14 protein-coding genes are annotated in these 13578 nt (G+C 51.9%); all 14 read left to right on the plus strand.

Annotated elements, in window-relative coordinates; genetic code table 11:
- Positions 1-140 precede the first annotated feature (140 nt).
- Complete coding sequence (locus L1047_RS09880) at positions 141-344, plus strand: type II toxin-antitoxin system HicB family antitoxin (protein WP_235278686.1); 204 nt, start codon at positions 141-143, stop codon at positions 342-344.
- Complete coding sequence (locus L1047_RS09885; protein WP_235278687.1) at positions 341-550, plus strand: type II toxin-antitoxin system HicA family toxin; 210 nt, start codon at positions 341-343, stop codon at positions 548-550. Before L1047_RS09880 ends, L1047_RS09885 begins: the two co-directional genes overlap by 4 nt.
- Before the next feature lie 40 nt (positions 551-590).
- Entirely contained in the window at positions 591-875 is a 285-nt protein-coding gene (locus L1047_RS09890) for a hypothetical protein (RefSeq protein ID WP_235278688.1), read from the plus strand.
- Positions 872-1225: a type II toxin-antitoxin system PemK/MazF family toxin gene (locus L1047_RS09895; RefSeq protein WP_235278689.1), complete on the plus strand. Its 354-nt coding sequence runs from the start codon at positions 872-874 to the stop codon at positions 1223-1225. Before L1047_RS09890 ends, L1047_RS09895 begins: the two co-directional genes overlap by 4 nt.
- Positions 1226-1231: 6 nt before the next feature.
- Positions 1232-5431: a DUF1156 domain-containing protein gene (locus L1047_RS09900; RefSeq protein ID WP_235278690.1), complete on the plus strand. Its 4200-nt coding sequence runs from the start codon at positions 1232-1234 to the stop codon at positions 5429-5431.
- 181 nt (positions 5432-5612) lie between these two features.
- Positions 5613-5828 carry a hypothetical protein gene (locus L1047_RS09905; RefSeq protein WP_235278691.1) on the plus strand — a complete coding sequence of 72 codons (216 nt, stop codon included), beginning with the start codon at positions 5613-5615 and terminating at the stop codon, positions 5826-5828.
- The gene (locus L1047_RS09910; protein WP_235278692.1) at positions 5819-6169 is read left to right on the plus strand and encodes a type II toxin-antitoxin system PemK/MazF family toxin; all 351 of its coding nucleotides are present in this window, start codon (positions 5819-5821) and stop codon (positions 6167-6169) included. The genes L1047_RS09905 and L1047_RS09910 overlap by 10 nt, the downstream gene beginning before the upstream one ends.
- 19 nt (positions 6170-6188) lie before the next feature.
- Positions 6189-6761 carry a Uma2 family endonuclease gene (locus tag L1047_RS09915; protein ID WP_235278693.1) on the plus strand — a complete coding sequence of 191 codons (573 nt, stop codon included), beginning with the start codon at positions 6189-6191 and terminating at the stop codon, positions 6759-6761.
- 15 nt (positions 6762-6776) lie between these two features.
- A complete protein-coding gene (locus L1047_RS09920; protein WP_235278694.1) occupies positions 6777-7424 on the plus strand; it encodes a Uma2 family endonuclease in 648 nt (215 codons plus the stop codon).
- 259 nt (positions 7425-7683) lie between these two features.
- Positions 7684-7971: a hypothetical protein gene (locus tag L1047_RS09925; RefSeq protein WP_235278695.1), complete on the plus strand. Its 288-nt coding sequence runs from the start codon at positions 7684-7686 to the stop codon at positions 7969-7971.
- On the plus strand, positions 7968-8366 hold the full coding sequence (locus tag L1047_RS09930) for an HNH endonuclease (protein ID WP_235278696.1): 399 nt from the start codon (positions 7968-7970) through the stop codon (positions 8364-8366). The genes L1047_RS09925 and L1047_RS09930 overlap by 4 nt, the downstream gene beginning before the upstream one ends.
- A gap of 36 nt (positions 8367-8402) precedes the next feature.
- On the plus strand, positions 8403-11732 hold the full coding sequence (locus L1047_RS09935; RefSeq protein ID WP_235278697.1) for a Swt1 family HEPN domain-containing protein: 3330 nt from the start codon (positions 8403-8405) through the stop codon (positions 11730-11732).
- 268 nt (positions 11733-12000) lie between these two features.
- Complete coding sequence (locus L1047_RS09940) at positions 12001-12978, plus strand: SPFH domain-containing protein (RefSeq protein ID WP_235278698.1); 978 nt, start codon at positions 12001-12003, stop codon at positions 12976-12978.
- A gap of 3 nt (positions 12979-12981) precedes the next feature.
- Positions 12982-13518 carry a ribosome maturation factor RimM gene (gene rimM, locus L1047_RS09945; protein ID WP_235278699.1) on the plus strand — a complete coding sequence of 179 codons (537 nt, stop codon included), beginning with the start codon at positions 12982-12984 and terminating at the stop codon, positions 13516-13518.
- Positions 13519-13578 lie beyond the last annotated feature (60 nt).

A 13578-nucleotide genomic window follows, 5' to 3' on the forward strand; every position in this document is an offset into this window, starting at 1 on the left:
TATGAATGCCCATAAGTTAGCTGCAACTCTACCTGCCGAAAATTGGGAAGCAATCTCGGCAACAATGACAGAATGGAACTCGGAAGCTGATGAACTGGCTTATTGCAATCTGTAACTTTTACTGATGTGGAGAAAAAACGATGAAGTTAAAAATTATTGTTCATGAGGCGGAAGAAGGGGGCTACTGGGCAGAAGTGCCTGCCATTCCAGGATGTGCGACGCAAGGAGATAGCTTTGAAGAGTTGCTCGAAAATCTTTATGAGGCGATCGAGGGTTGTTTGTCCGTGGACATCGAAATGCTTTCAGCTTCAGAGAAGAGCCGAGTGATGGAAATTGCGGTATGAAATCCATTTTGGGCAAGCAGTTTGCCAAGATTTTGGAGCGTAAGGAATGGCAATTAATTCAGGTACAGGGCAGCTATCACATTTACACAAAGCCCGGTGAGTCAGTCCGCATCTCTATCCCAATCCACGGCAATAAAGACCTCAAAATCGGACTACTCCACTATTTTATGAAACAAGCCCACCTCTCAGAAGCTGATCTTGAATAATCTCTATGCCTAAGTGTTTTTTATTTTAGGAGTCAAATTCATGAATGCTCACAAACTCGCTGCAACTCTAATGGAGGATGGAACTCTCGTCTTGAAAGGATTACCGTTTCATGCCGGAGATACGGTAGAAATCATTATCCTGGAGCAGTCAAAAGCGGAACTTTCAAGTCAAGCATTTTCAGGAGACTATCCATTGCAGGGGACAGTGTTACGGTACGACGAACCCTCTAGCCCAGCGGTGGATGGAGAATATTTAGATGCTGTTGCGGCAACGCTGACCGAGTGGGATTCAGAAGCGGATAACTTGGCTTATCAAGATTTATGAGCAGCCAGTTTGAACAGTTTGATCTCGTTGTCGTGCCCTTTCCATTCACAGATAGAACAGCGACTAAACGCAGACCCGCTCTGGTATTGTCAGACCTGGCTGCATTCAACACGCTGCTTGATCGCAGTGTCTTGGCGATGATTACCACATCAACCCATAGCTCCTGGCCTTTAGACGTACAAATTCAGGATTTAGCATCCACCGGCCTACAAGCACCTTCCATCATTCGGATGAAGTTATTTACTCTGGATCATGCCTTGGTGCTGAGAAAAATCGATAAACTCACGAGCCAAGATGCTGCCTCTGTGGAAGCTGCTTTGCAGCAGTTATTCAAGTTACCTCAGTCCTAAACCCCCATGTCCTACCGCAAAAAGCTGATTGAAGTTGCCCTGCCGCTGGAAGCCATCAACATGGAGTCGGCGCGGGAGAAGTCGATTCGGCATGGGCACCCCAGCACGCTGCATCTGTGGTGGGCAAGGCGGCCGCTGGCGGCGTGTCGGGCGGTGTTGTGGTCGTCGCTGGTGGATGATCCGAGTAGCTGGCCAGACAAGTTTCCGACGGAAGAAGCGCAAAACCAGGAACGGCAGCGCTTGTTCGACATTTTGGGGCGGATTGTTGTTGAGACGGACAAGAAGGGCAACACCAAGCAGGTCGTGAAAGGCCTAGTGTCTTGGGATGAGGTGAATGACCCCAAATCTAAGGTGCTGGAGAAAGCTCAGCAAGAGATAGCGCGGTGTTTGGCATGGGAGAGAGGCGAGGAACCGCCGACAAAACCGGACGCGGTGCGCGAGTATATCGCCAAGTATGCGCCGCCTGCCTATGACCCGTTTGCTGGGGGTGGATCGATCCCATTGGAGGCACAGCGGTTGGGATTAGAGGCTCATGCCAGTGATTTGAATCCGGTGGCGGTGCTGATCAACAAGGCGCTGATTGAGATCCCGCCGAAGTTCAAAGATCGACCGCCGATTAACCCAGAAGACAAATCGCAGATCCGCAACTGGCTTGGCGCTCAAGGGTTGGCCGCAGACGTGCGGTATTACGGCGCGTGGATGCGAGAAGAAGCATTTAAGCGAATTGGGCATCTGTATCCGAAGGTGAAGTTGTCGAAGGAGTCTGGTGGTGGTGAGGCAACTGTCATTGCGTGGCTGTGGGCGCGGACGGTGAAATGTCCAAACCCGGCTTGTGGGTGCCAGATGCCATTGGTACAGAGTTTCCAGCTTTCAACCAAGAAGGGGAAGGAGGCTTGGGTAGAGCCGATCGTAGGGAATAGGGAAGAGGTGACAGGGAATAGTGATGATTCTGTTCCCAGTTCCCTCTCATCTGTTCCCTCCATCCGGTTTGTGGTCAAGTCGGGGCAGGGGAAAGCGCCAGAAGGAACGGTGGAACGTAAGGGGGCGCGGTGTGTTGCTTGCGAAACACCTGTACCGCTTGATCATGTGCGAAGTCAGGGTAAAGCGGGGCGGATGAGTCAGCAGTTGATGGCGATCGTCGCTGAAGGACAAAACGGACGAATTTATCTATCACCCCAAGCGGAACACGTCGAAATTGCCCAATCAGCACAACCAACTTGGAAACCTGATGCTGATTTGCCGCATAATCCGAGAGATTTTAAGACTCCAAACTATGGAATGAAGAAGATTTCAGATCTCTTCACGCCGCGTCAACTTGTAGCGCTAACCACCTTCAGCGATTTGGTGAGGGAAGCACGGGAAAAAGCCACCCAGGATGCTATTGTCGCAGGGCTGCCGGATGATGATGTGCCGTTGAATGATGGCGGAACCGGGGCTAGGGCTTATGGAGATGCGATCGCAACTTATTTGGCGTTTTCTGTTGATAAACTATCAGATAGATGTTCAACTATTTGTAGTTGGGATGTTGGATGTGTGAAAGTCAGAAATACATTTGTTAGGCAAGCAATTCCAATGATTTGGGATTTTGCAGAAGCAAATGCTTTCAGTGACTCAACCGGGAACTTTAATGGTGCAATTGAGTGGGTTTACAAAGTAATTGAAAACGAATTTCCCAACTCTCGCACTCAAGTCCAGCAACACGACGCAACCACCCCTCACCCCCACGACACAACCCCCAAACTCATCTCCACCGATCCCCCTTATTGCCTTGCCCCAGATACCCTCATCCAAACCGCCAAAGGCTATGTCCCCATTCAAGACATCCAAATCGGCGATCAAGTTTTAACTCATAAAGGGCAATTTTCCCCTGTCATCAACACTTCCAAACGTTGGTATGAAGGAGACATTTATCACCTCACTGTTGCAGGCGTTAACCACCCTCTGATTATCACTGGAGAACACCCAATCTATGGCATTCAAACCAATCCCTGTGGTTATCAATTCAGCTATTGCCATCCCGACTGTTCCTACATCAAAAGCCAAGGCCACTGCCGACATCAAGCCTTCGCCGACTATCATCTCGACTGGATACCCACCTCAGAGGCTAAACCCTATGATCTAATTTTTGTACCGACACTAACTACGAATAAATTTCGTCGCTCGATTAGCCTGCGAGAATATTTGCCACAGAGTGACTATCTAGAGCGGAATGGGTTACTACACCACCAAAAAGCAACCTCTAAATCTCTCGATCGCAGAGAACAACAAACCGCTACCCTTTGCCTCGATCGTCAATATACAATTCCAGATCGCTTACAAATTACTCCCGATTTTTGCCGTTTAATTGGCTTCTTCATTGCCGAGGGCTATGCTCGCCTAGAATCCGATGGTGGAACTATTCAATTTACCCTGCACTGGGAAGAGCAAAACCTGAAAGACGACATCATCCATCTGATGCAGACTTGCTTTCACCTCAGCCCCGGCAAAACCACCGACAATCGCAAAAATAATAATAACTCCTTCCGTCTCAACTTCTACTCAAAACCCATTACCACCCTTTTCCGTACCTGGTTCTATACCCAAGACGGACATAAATGTCTGCCCCAATGGGTTTTAGAGCTACCTGCTGAATTTTTAGAAGGCCTGATTAGAGGCTACTGGTGGGGTGATGGCTATCGTGCCAATAATGGCTACAAAGCTGTCACCGTCTCCCCTGCCCTGGCCGGACAAATTCAACTCATTCTCCAGAAATTAGACATTCGCTCCTGTTTACATACCCGCACCGTAAAAACCACGATCGTTAACGGCAATCCTGTCATCGCCCGCTACCCCCAGCACAACATCATCGTCAACGGGCCATCCTTACTGAAACTAGCCCATCATATTGGCGAACCCAAAAATGAGCCTTTATCCCTCAAGCGGTTTAGCCAACATGGATCCTGGTGGGAAAATGGCTATCTTGTACCCATTCGGAAAATAGAAAAGAAACCCTATGCCGGATATGTATATAACCTTGAAACCCTAGATCACTCCTACACTACAGCAATGGGATGTGTGCATAACTGCGACAACATTGGTTACGCCGATCTCTCTGACTTCTTTTACGTTTGGTTACGCCGATCTCTAGGAAGCATCTATCCTAATATTTGTGGCACCCTCCTAGTCCCGAAAGCCCAAGAACTGGTTTCCACACTCTATCGCTTTGAAGGTAGCAAACAAAAGGCTAAAGATTTCTTTGAATCTGGAATCAGACAAGCTTTCTCTCGCATGAGAGCAGTAACCCATGATGCCTATCCCGTCACAATATTCTATGCCTTTAAGCAACAGGAAGAAGAAGGCAAAAAAGGCGAAGAAGTGATCGCCTCGACAGGGTGGGAAACCATGCTGGAGGGATTGTTACAATCAAACCTGACCATTAACGGTACTTGGCCCATGCGAAGTGAACTGAGTAACCGCATGGTTGCTAGCGGCACCAACGCTCTTGTTTCCTCGATCGTCCTCGTCTGCCGCCCCCGCCCCAGCGACGCTCCCAAAATTACCCGCCGCCAATTCCTCACCGAACTCAAACGCGAACTCCCCAAAGCCCTCAAAACCCTCCAACAAGGCAACATCGCCCCCGTAGACCTCGCCCAACAAGACAGCATTGGCCCCGGCATGGCCATCTACTCCCAATACACCGCCGTCCTCGAAAACGATGGCACCCCCCTGCGCGTCCGCACCGCCCTGCAACTGATCAACCAAATCCTCGACGAATACCTCACCGAGCAGGAAGGTGAATTTGATGGTGATACCCGTTGGGCACTCACCTGGTTTGAACAGTATCAGTTTGAGCCTGGACAGTACGGTGATGCTGAAACCCTCAGCAAAGCCAAAAATACCAGTGTACAAGGCATGGTAGAGGCGGGCATTCTAGAAGCAAAGGGCGGCAAGGTGCGCTTGCTCAAACGGGACGCCCTCACCCTCCCAGCCTCCCTCTCCCCAGGGGCGAGGGAGGAGCAAGGCACACCTTCTCCCCTCTCCCCACGTGGGAGAGGGGTCGGGGGTGAGGGGGCAAACGACTGGCTGATCACCCAACACCTCATCCATACCCTCGATCAACAGGGTGAAACCGGAGCCGCCGCCCTGCTGGCTAAACTGGGAAGCAGAGGCGACATCGCCCGTGACTTGGCCTATCGGCTGTATAGCCTGTGCGACAGAAAAAACTGAACCCAAGAAGCCCTAGCCTACAACAGCCTGGTCATCTCCTGGCCCGAAATCAGTCGGTTAGCATCAGAGGTGAAACCTAGCGAACCCATCCAAACCAGTTTGTTATAACCCTTTGTGCCTTTGTGGTGAATATAACCACGGAGACACAGAAAACACAGAGAAATCCTAAAGGAGTTAAGCCATGAACACCCAGTTAGTCGAATCTGTCATTCAGCTTATCCGTTCACTCTCCCCAGAGGAGCAAGCCATCTTAGAAGAAAAGCTTTTCTTTGATTTTGCTTACCCATCTACCCCAGATCTCGTCACCCTCGCCCTACGAGGTGGTAGTTTCGAGTTCTTGAATGACGAACTCGACCTCTATAGACTGGATGATGGAGAACCCATTCCATGTCCTTAGCGAAAGGCGATATTGTGTTGGTTCCCTTTCCCTTTACCGACCTTAGCCAAACTAAACTGAGGCCAGCAGTCGTTCTTTGGGTCGAGCCTCAAGGGCAAGACATCACACTGTGCTTTATCTCTTCGCAGAACCTTGAGCGCATCACGCTGGATGAGTTGCTTCTGGAGACAAGCGACCCAGAATTTACGCAAACAGGACTTAAAACCACCTCCAAAATCAAAGTGACTAAAATTGTCACCCTAGAGCGACAGTTGCTTCAGCGACGATTAGGCAGCCTGGGCACGCAGCAGATACAGTGCCTAAACCAAACCCTAATCCAAGCCTTTCAGCTTGACGTGTAATCCCCACAAGGAGACTCCCATGATCGCCCTTAATCTGCGCCCCACTCTCCAACTGACTGATGAAGTCTTTGCCCAACTCTGCCAACAGAACCCCGATCTAAGGCTGGAACGCACCGCCCAAGGAGAACTGATCGCCATATCCCCCGCCGGAAGTGAAAGTGGTCGTCAAAATTTGAGCCTCAGCGCCCAATTATGGCAATGGAATCACCAAGCCAAACTCGGAGTAGCCTTTGATTCTTCCGCCGGCTTCACCCTCCCCAACGGGGCCATCCGCTCCCCCGATGCCGCCTGGATTGAACAAACTCGCTGGGATAACGTATCCCCCGAGCAACGGCGCAAATTTGCCCCCCTTTGTCCCGACTTCGTCCTCGAACTCAAATCCCCCAGTGACGACCTTGCTGCCCTCCAGGCCAAACTGCAAGAATACATCGACAACGGTACCCAACTGGGCTGGTTAATTGACCCCGAAACCCAGACCGTCTACTGCTATCAACCCGGACAACCCATGCAACGGCTCAACCAGCCCAGCACCCTATCTGGCGAAACCATATTACCCAACTTTGTCATGGATCTCACCCTCATCTGGGAGTAACACTGAAGTCACACGATGGTCACCCTCCAACTTCGACAACTCAGCGTTCCCCCCGGTCAGCGTCTGCGGATCCACGACCTAGACTGGTCAAAATTTGAAGCCATCCTGGATGAACTAGGCGAAAAACGCGCTAGCCGCATTGCCTATAGCGATGGAATTTTAGAAATCCGAATGCAATTACCCAAACATGAGCGAGAGAAATCAATTATCGGAGATATCGTCAAAATCCTATTGGAAGAACTAGAAATTGACTGCGAATGTTTTGGCTCAACGACGTTTAAGTGGCAAGAAATGAACTACGGCATTGAGCCAGACGAATGTTTCTATATTCAAAATCACCAAACCATGATTGGGAAGGATCGGCTGGACTTATCCGTTGACCCGCCTCCCGATCTGGCGATTGAGGTCGATATCACCTCCAAAATCCAGATGGAAGCTTACACCCGCCTAGGGGTTCTGGAACTGTGGGTCTATGAGGGGACTGAGCTAAAAATCTACCTCCTGCAAGCCGGACACTATCAAGTTTCTACCACCAGCCCCACCTTTCCCGATTTGCCAATTGTGGCGTGGATATCAGAAGTATTGGAGCACAGCCGAGAGCTGGGCCGAAGTCCAGCCTTACGCGCCTTTCGCCAAAAAATAAGATCCCTCTCAACCTCATAAACCCTCCGTGCCCGATCTGCCGCTGTGGTGAATACGAACCACGGAGACACAGAAAACACAGAGAAATCCTCAAGGAGTTAAGCCATGAACACCGAGTTAGTCGAATCTATCATGAAGCCCGCAAAATCAAATTGCTCCCAGAAGATAGCTCCAGTACGAAAAACATAACAAGATCCTTACTAGACGTACAACAATGGCTAGCTTGACTATCGAAATTCCAGATGATTTGATGGAGCGCCTTGCTCCAATACAGGATCAGTTGCCTGAGCTTTTACGGCTTTGTTTACAGCCCTCGATCATTTCAACGCAGGCTTATCGCTACATTCTCGACTTTCTCACCAGCCAACCAACGCCTGAGCAGGTTGCAACCTTTCGACCTACCCCGGAAATGCAAGCTCGACTCCGGTATCTTCTGGCTCGCAGCCATGATGGCACCATTGAACCCGACGAAGTGAAAGAACTGGACGAATACGAACGCATCGAGCATCTCATCATTTTGCTCAAGGCCGGCAATTTACCCTACCTCACCACAGGTTCCCCATCGTGACTGTTATTCCGGAACCGCTCCGTCGCCAAGTGGAAGAGCGAGCCAAGCACCGCTGTGAGTACTGTCTACTACCCAATAGCCTTAGTTTCTATCCCCATGAAGTCGATCACATTATTGCTCTTAAACACAGCGGGTCAACCAATGCCGAAAATTTGGCCTATGCCTGTTGGCGGTGCAATCGCTACAAAGGCACCGACCTCGGCTCATTCGACCCTGAAACTGGAGCGTTCAGTTTTTTATTCAATCCCCGTACACAACAATGGTCTGATCATTTCCGTTGGCAAGATGCTCGGATCAATGGCATCACCCCAGAGGGTCGCACTACTGTCTACCTCCTCAAGCTCAACAGTCATGAACGCATTGCCGAACGACAACGGCTAAACCTTGAATCTTGAGTCCCACAGTTACTTCGATATTTTCTGAGTTGACCTATGGCGATTAGCAACCACGAACGAGTCGGCAGAGCCTTGAATCTACTTCGCGATGGGCTTTACCCCTATATCGAGCGGGAGATGAAGGCCATCCATAGGGATCGCTGGCTCATCCCCGCCTCCGCCTGCTTACCCGACAGCTACGTCAAGTATAAAAAAGCTCAGGACGTGCTACGGGAAGATATCTCCGCCTTGCTGATTGTCATGTGGGAACAATGGAACACCGTCTTCAAGAAAACCCTAGGTCAATCCGAACGAACCCTAATTAGCGAACTGCGCAACACCCGAAATGATTGGGCACACACACCCACCTTTTCATCCGACGACGCTTACCGTGCCCTGGACAGCATTACCCGCCTCCTCAATGCCATCTCGGCTGCGACGGAAGCCAACTTGGTTGAAAAACAAAGACAAGAACTCCTACGCTTGCGCTATGAAGAACAGGCCCGTCGTGAAACCCGTAAAGTAACCGTCGCTCCTACTGAAGGCCAACCCATGGCTGGCCTCAAACCCTGGCGCGAAATTGCTACCCCCCATCCCGATGTTGCTTCTGGTCGCTTCCAGCAAGCCGAATTTGCCGCCGACCTCTGGCAGGTCTATCTGGATGAAGGCTCCGACGAATACCGCGACCCCACCGAATTCTATCGCCGCACCTACCTCACCGACGGACTGCAACAACTGCTCACCAACGCCCTGCGACGGCTGAGTGGTCAGGGCGGCGATCCGGTGATCGAACTGCAAACCAACTTCGGCGGTGGCAAAACCCACGCCATGCTGGCTCTCTACCACCTGTGTCAGGCAATGCAAATCTCAGACTTGCCTGGGATGGAACCGATCTTTCAGACCGTGGGGCTTGCGGCCCCGCCTCAAAATGTCAATGTGGCCGTTCTGGTGGGCAATAAGCTCCAGCCCAGCGGCATTGTGCCCTATAAGCCAGAACACGCCAGCCAAAATCGCCCGCTGATTAAAACCCTCTGGGGCGAACTGGCCTGGCAACTGGGCGGAGCCGAGGGCTATGAACTGGTGCGGCAAGCGGATGAAACGTCCACCAATCCGGGCGATGCCCTTAAGAGATTATTTAACCGCTTTTCTCCCTGCTTGATTCTGATTGATGAATGGGTGTCCTACGCGCGGCAGCTCCACGAACAGAGCGACTTACCCGGCGGCAGTTTCGATACCCAATTCACCTTTGCCCAGACCCTCAGCGAATCCGCCAAGAATGCTAAAGATACCCTGCTGGTGGTGAGCATTCCATCGTCGGATATCGAGATTGGGGGCGATCGCGGTAAAGAAGCCATGGATCGACTCAAAAATGCGATCGGTCGGGTGGAATCCCCCTGGCGACCCGCTAGCGCGGAAGAGAGTTTTGAGATTGTGCGCCGGCGCTTATTCCAAACGACGGTTGACCCCAGCCTGTTTGTCCAACGGGATGCCGTCGTCAAAGCCTTCATGGAGATGTATCGCACCCAGAGCCAGGAGTTTCCGAGTGAGTGCAAAGAAAGTGACTACGAACGGCGCATGAAGGCCGCCTACCCCATCCATCCTGAACTGTTCGATCGCCTCTATTCCGACTGGTCTACCCTCGATAAATTCCAACGCACCCGCGGTGTCCTGCGGCTGATGGCCAAAGTCATCCATTCCCTCTGGGAGCGCAACGACCAGAGCCTGATGATCATGCCTGCCCATATCCCGATGGACGATCCGCCGGTGCAGTCAGAACTGACCCGCTACCTGGAAGATAACTGGCTGCCCGTCATTGATAAGGATGTGGATGGCACAAACTCCCTGCCCCTCACCCTCGATCGCAACAATCCCAAACTGGGGCGTTATTCCGCCTGCCGCCGCGTCGCCCGCACCGTTTACATGGGGTCTGCGCCTACCCTGCGTGCCGCCAATCGCGGCCTCGACGATCGTCGCATTAAACTGGGCTGCGTCCAACCCGGAGAAAGCGTCGCCACCTTTGGCGATGCCCTGCGCCGCCTCACCGATCAAGCCACCTATCTCTACATCGACGGCAACCGCTACTGGATCTCCACCCAACCCAACGTCAACCGCACCGCCCAGGAACGTGCCGAGCAACTCCTGAGCGATCGCCACCCCGTCTGGGAAGAAATCATCAAACGCCTCAAAGCTGACAAAAATCGGGGCGAATTCAGCGCTATCCATGTCGCACCAGACTCCACCGCCGACATTCCCGATGATCCCACCCTAGGCGTCCGGTTAGTCGTGCTCGATCCCCAACATCCGCATAGCAAAGGCACCGAAGACAGCCCCGCCCGCCAATGGGTCGAGAATGCCCTGAACCATAGGGGCAGCGGTTCCCGGTATTACAAAAACACGCTCCTATTTCTGGCACCGGATAAGGCCAAAATTGAAAATCTGGAACGCAACACCGCCCAATATCTTGCCTGGAAAGCGATTGTGGACGAAAAAGATGCCCTCAACCTGGATGTCTTTCAAAGCAAACAGGCTGACACCAAGCTCAAACAATCTCACCAGGATGTTGAGAATATCCTCCGCGATACCTATCAGTGGCTCTTAATTCCTGATCAACCGGATGCGCAGGGTGGCATTGAATGGCAGGAAACTCGACTACCCAATCAAGACTCCCCTATTTTGCAAGCGAGTCGCAAAGCCAGCCATGAAAATGATCTTCTAACCACCTGTCATGCATCCTATTTACGGCTCGAAGCCCTCGATAAATACCTCTGGCGAGACACGAATCACATCGATCTAAAACGGCTTTGGGAATATCTCACCCAGTACCTCTATCTCCCTCGCTTGAAGAATCAGTCCGTGCTTCTGGAAGCCGTTCGAGATGGAGTCACCTCAACGGTGTGGGCTGATAACTTCGCCTATGCGGAAGGCTTTGATGACGCAAAAGGGAGGTATCTCGGTCTTCAAGCCGGTACAGGTATCAATCCCAGCATTAGCCCCCAAAGCCTTGTGGTTAAGCCAGAAGTGGCTCAGCAGCAGCTTGATGAGGAAAGGAGGAAAAAAGAGGAAAGAGAAGAGAGAAAAGAGGATGGAGAGAGTACTTCAGTTCCCCTCACTTCTGACTCCTCTCCCCTCACGTCTATCTCCTCTATTCCTATCCTCCGTAGGTTTCATGGCAATGTGGACATTGATGCGATGCGGATTAACCGCGATGTGCCAACGATCGCCAACGAAGTCATTCAACACCTCACCGCTTTGAATGGCGCAACGGTCAAAATTACTCTGGAGATTGAAGCTGAAATTCCTGAGGGAGTACCTGATGATGTAGCGCGTACTGTCATGGAGAATTGCCGAACGCTCAAATTTAATGGTCAATCTTTTGAGCAGAGTTGATGTGGCAAAACCAATGGAATACGACGGAAAGCGTTCAAACCAGTGATGAGGGAGGGCTAACCCTGCTTGGCAGCGAATGGGCGAAAGTCACTGATGCTAAGTTCAAGCAAGGTTGCCTGCCGCCGCTGCACTTCATCAATAGCCGCCCAAGATGAATGGGATTTCATCAGAAAAGCTGTGCATGGAAAAGCTGTGCATGGTCTGAGGGTAAGAGGAAAGGGCCATCGCTTAAAATGGAATCTGAACTCCAGATAAGGAGAAAACCCCTATGCCAGGTATCTTGGCGGCCATTGCCCTGATCTTTCTCGGCTACCTATTTAACTCTGTCAAAATCATCAACCAGGGCTATGAGGCGTTGGTGGAGCGATTGGGCAAGTTTCACCGCAAACTTACTCCCGGGTTGCATTTTATCCTGCCCCCCATCGACAGCATTGTGTACCGGGAAACCATCCGCGAAAAGGTGTTGGATGTGCCGCCGCAGCAGTGCATCACCAGCGACAACGTTTCCTTGATGGCGGATGCGGTGGTCTACTGGCGGATCACTGACATGATCAAAGCCCGCTATGCGGTGGAGGATGTGCAACGGGCCTTGATTAACCTGGTGTTAACGACTTTGCGCTCCGAAATTGGCCGCATGGTATTGGATCAAACCTTTTCCTCTCGCGCTGAGATCAATGCCCGCCTGCTGACGGAACTGGATGAAGCTACGGATCCTTGGGGGATCAAGGTGACACGGGTGGAGGTGAAAGATATTCAGCCCTCTAAAACCGTACAAGATTCTATGGAAAAGCAAATGGCTGCTGAACGGGAAAAGCGGGCTGCTATTCTCAAATCGGAAGGAGAACAGCAGGCCAGCATCAACCAAGCCACTGGTGCTGCTAAGGCCCAAATTTTAAGGGCAGAAGCTGACAAACGCGAACGCCTCTTGCTAGCTGAAGGAACGGCCGAAGCTCTAAAAACCATTGCGGCTACCTTACAGGCGGATCCCCAGGCGGGCAGCGCGCTGCAATACTTGATGGCGCAAAACTACATTGATATGGGTCTCAAGGTGGGCAACAGCCCCAGCTCAAAGGTGATCTTCATGGATCCCAACTCGATTCCGGGTACGTTGCAAGGGCTGCTCTCGATGGTGGATGTTTCCAAAGTGGGAGAGGGTTCTAGCTCCCGCACTCTCCCCCCGCAAAAGTTTCCGTTGCGCACCCCGACTTCTTTTCCGGCTGAAGCGGACTTTCCTCGGCGTGACTGAACCATGATGGCGGATCCCGCTTGGTTATGGGTGGGGCGGGTGGTAGCGGCTCATGGCTTGCAGGGCTGGCTGCGGGTGAGGTGTCTGTCGGATTTTCCCGAGCGCCTCACAGAGCCGGGGCAGCGCTGGCTGCAACGCGATAGTGATCCTGAGCCCCAGTTGTACCCCCTGATTCAGGGGCAATTTTTCCCGGCCAAAGGTTTGTATTTGGTGCAGTTGGAAGGGATCCCGGATCGCACGGCGGCTGAGGCTTGGGTGGGGGCTCGTGTGTTGGTGCCTGCTTCCGACAGGTTGCCCCTAGAGCCGGATGAATACTACTACCGGGATCTGATCGGTTTGGCGGTCTATCACCAGGGGGAGTTGCTAGGGCAAGTCTCGGCGATTTGGGCGGCTGGCCAGGATGTGCTGGAGATAACCACCGCCAGTGGCCAACAGGTGTTGATCCCTTTTGTCAAGGCGTTTGTGCCCGTTGTGGATCTAGAACAAGGGCAGGTGCAGGTGCAGCCGCCGCCTGGGTTGGTGGAGAGTTTTCTAGGCTAGGGCCGGGCGAGTTTAAATTACTCCTAAATCTGCATCCCACCCCAAAGTTGTCTCTCAGAG

Origin of the sequence: Synechococcus sp. Nb3U1 (assembly GCF_021533835.1) — a bacterium.
GTDB lineage: Bacteria > Cyanobacteriota > Cyanobacteriia > Thermostichales > Thermostichaceae > Thermostichus.

Excerpts from the sequence above, each read along its gene's own strand:
- L1047_RS09885 (WP_235278687.1), top strand. The coding sequence starts at position 341 with ATGAAATCCATTTTGGGCAAGCAGTTTGCCAAGATTTTGGAGCGTAAG.
- L1047_RS09905 (WP_235278691.1), top strand. The coding sequence starts at position 5,613 with ATGAACACCCAGTTAGTCGAATCTGTCATTCAGCTTATCCGTTCACTC.
- L1047_RS09910 (WP_235278692.1), top strand. The coding sequence starts at position 5,819 with ATGTCCTTAGCGAAAGGCGATATTGTGTTGGTTCCCTTTCCCTTTACC.
- L1047_RS09890 (WP_235278688.1), top strand. The coding sequence starts at position 591 with ATGAATGCTCACAAACTCGCTGCAACTCTAATGGAGGATGGAACTCTC.
- L1047_RS09895 (WP_235278689.1), top strand. The coding sequence starts at position 872 with ATGAGCAGCCAGTTTGAACAGTTTGATCTCGTTGTCGTGCCCTTTCCA.
- L1047_RS09900 (WP_235278690.1), top strand. The coding sequence starts at position 1,232 with ATGTCCTACCGCAAAAAGCTGATTGAAGTTGCCCTGCCGCTGGAAGCC.
- L1047_RS09920 (WP_235278694.1), top strand. The coding sequence starts at position 6,777 with ATGGTCACCCTCCAACTTCGACAACTCAGCGTTCCCCCCGGTCAGCGT.
- L1047_RS09915 (WP_235278693.1), top strand. The coding sequence starts at position 6,189 with ATGATCGCCCTTAATCTGCGCCCCACTCTCCAACTGACTGATGAAGTC.
- L1047_RS09940 (WP_235278698.1), top strand. The coding sequence starts at position 12,001 with ATGCCAGGTATCTTGGCGGCCATTGCCCTGATCTTTCTCGGCTACCTA.
- rimM (WP_235278699.1), top strand. The coding sequence starts at position 12,982 with ATGATGGCGGATCCCGCTTGGTTATGGGTGGGGCGGGTGGTAGCGGCT.
- L1047_RS09935 (WP_235278697.1), top strand. The coding sequence starts at position 8,403 with ATGGCGATTAGCAACCACGAACGAGTCGGCAGAGCCTTGAATCTACTT.
- L1047_RS09880 (WP_235278686.1), top strand. The coding sequence starts at position 141 with ATGAAGTTAAAAATTATTGTTCATGAGGCGGAAGAAGGGGGCTACTGG.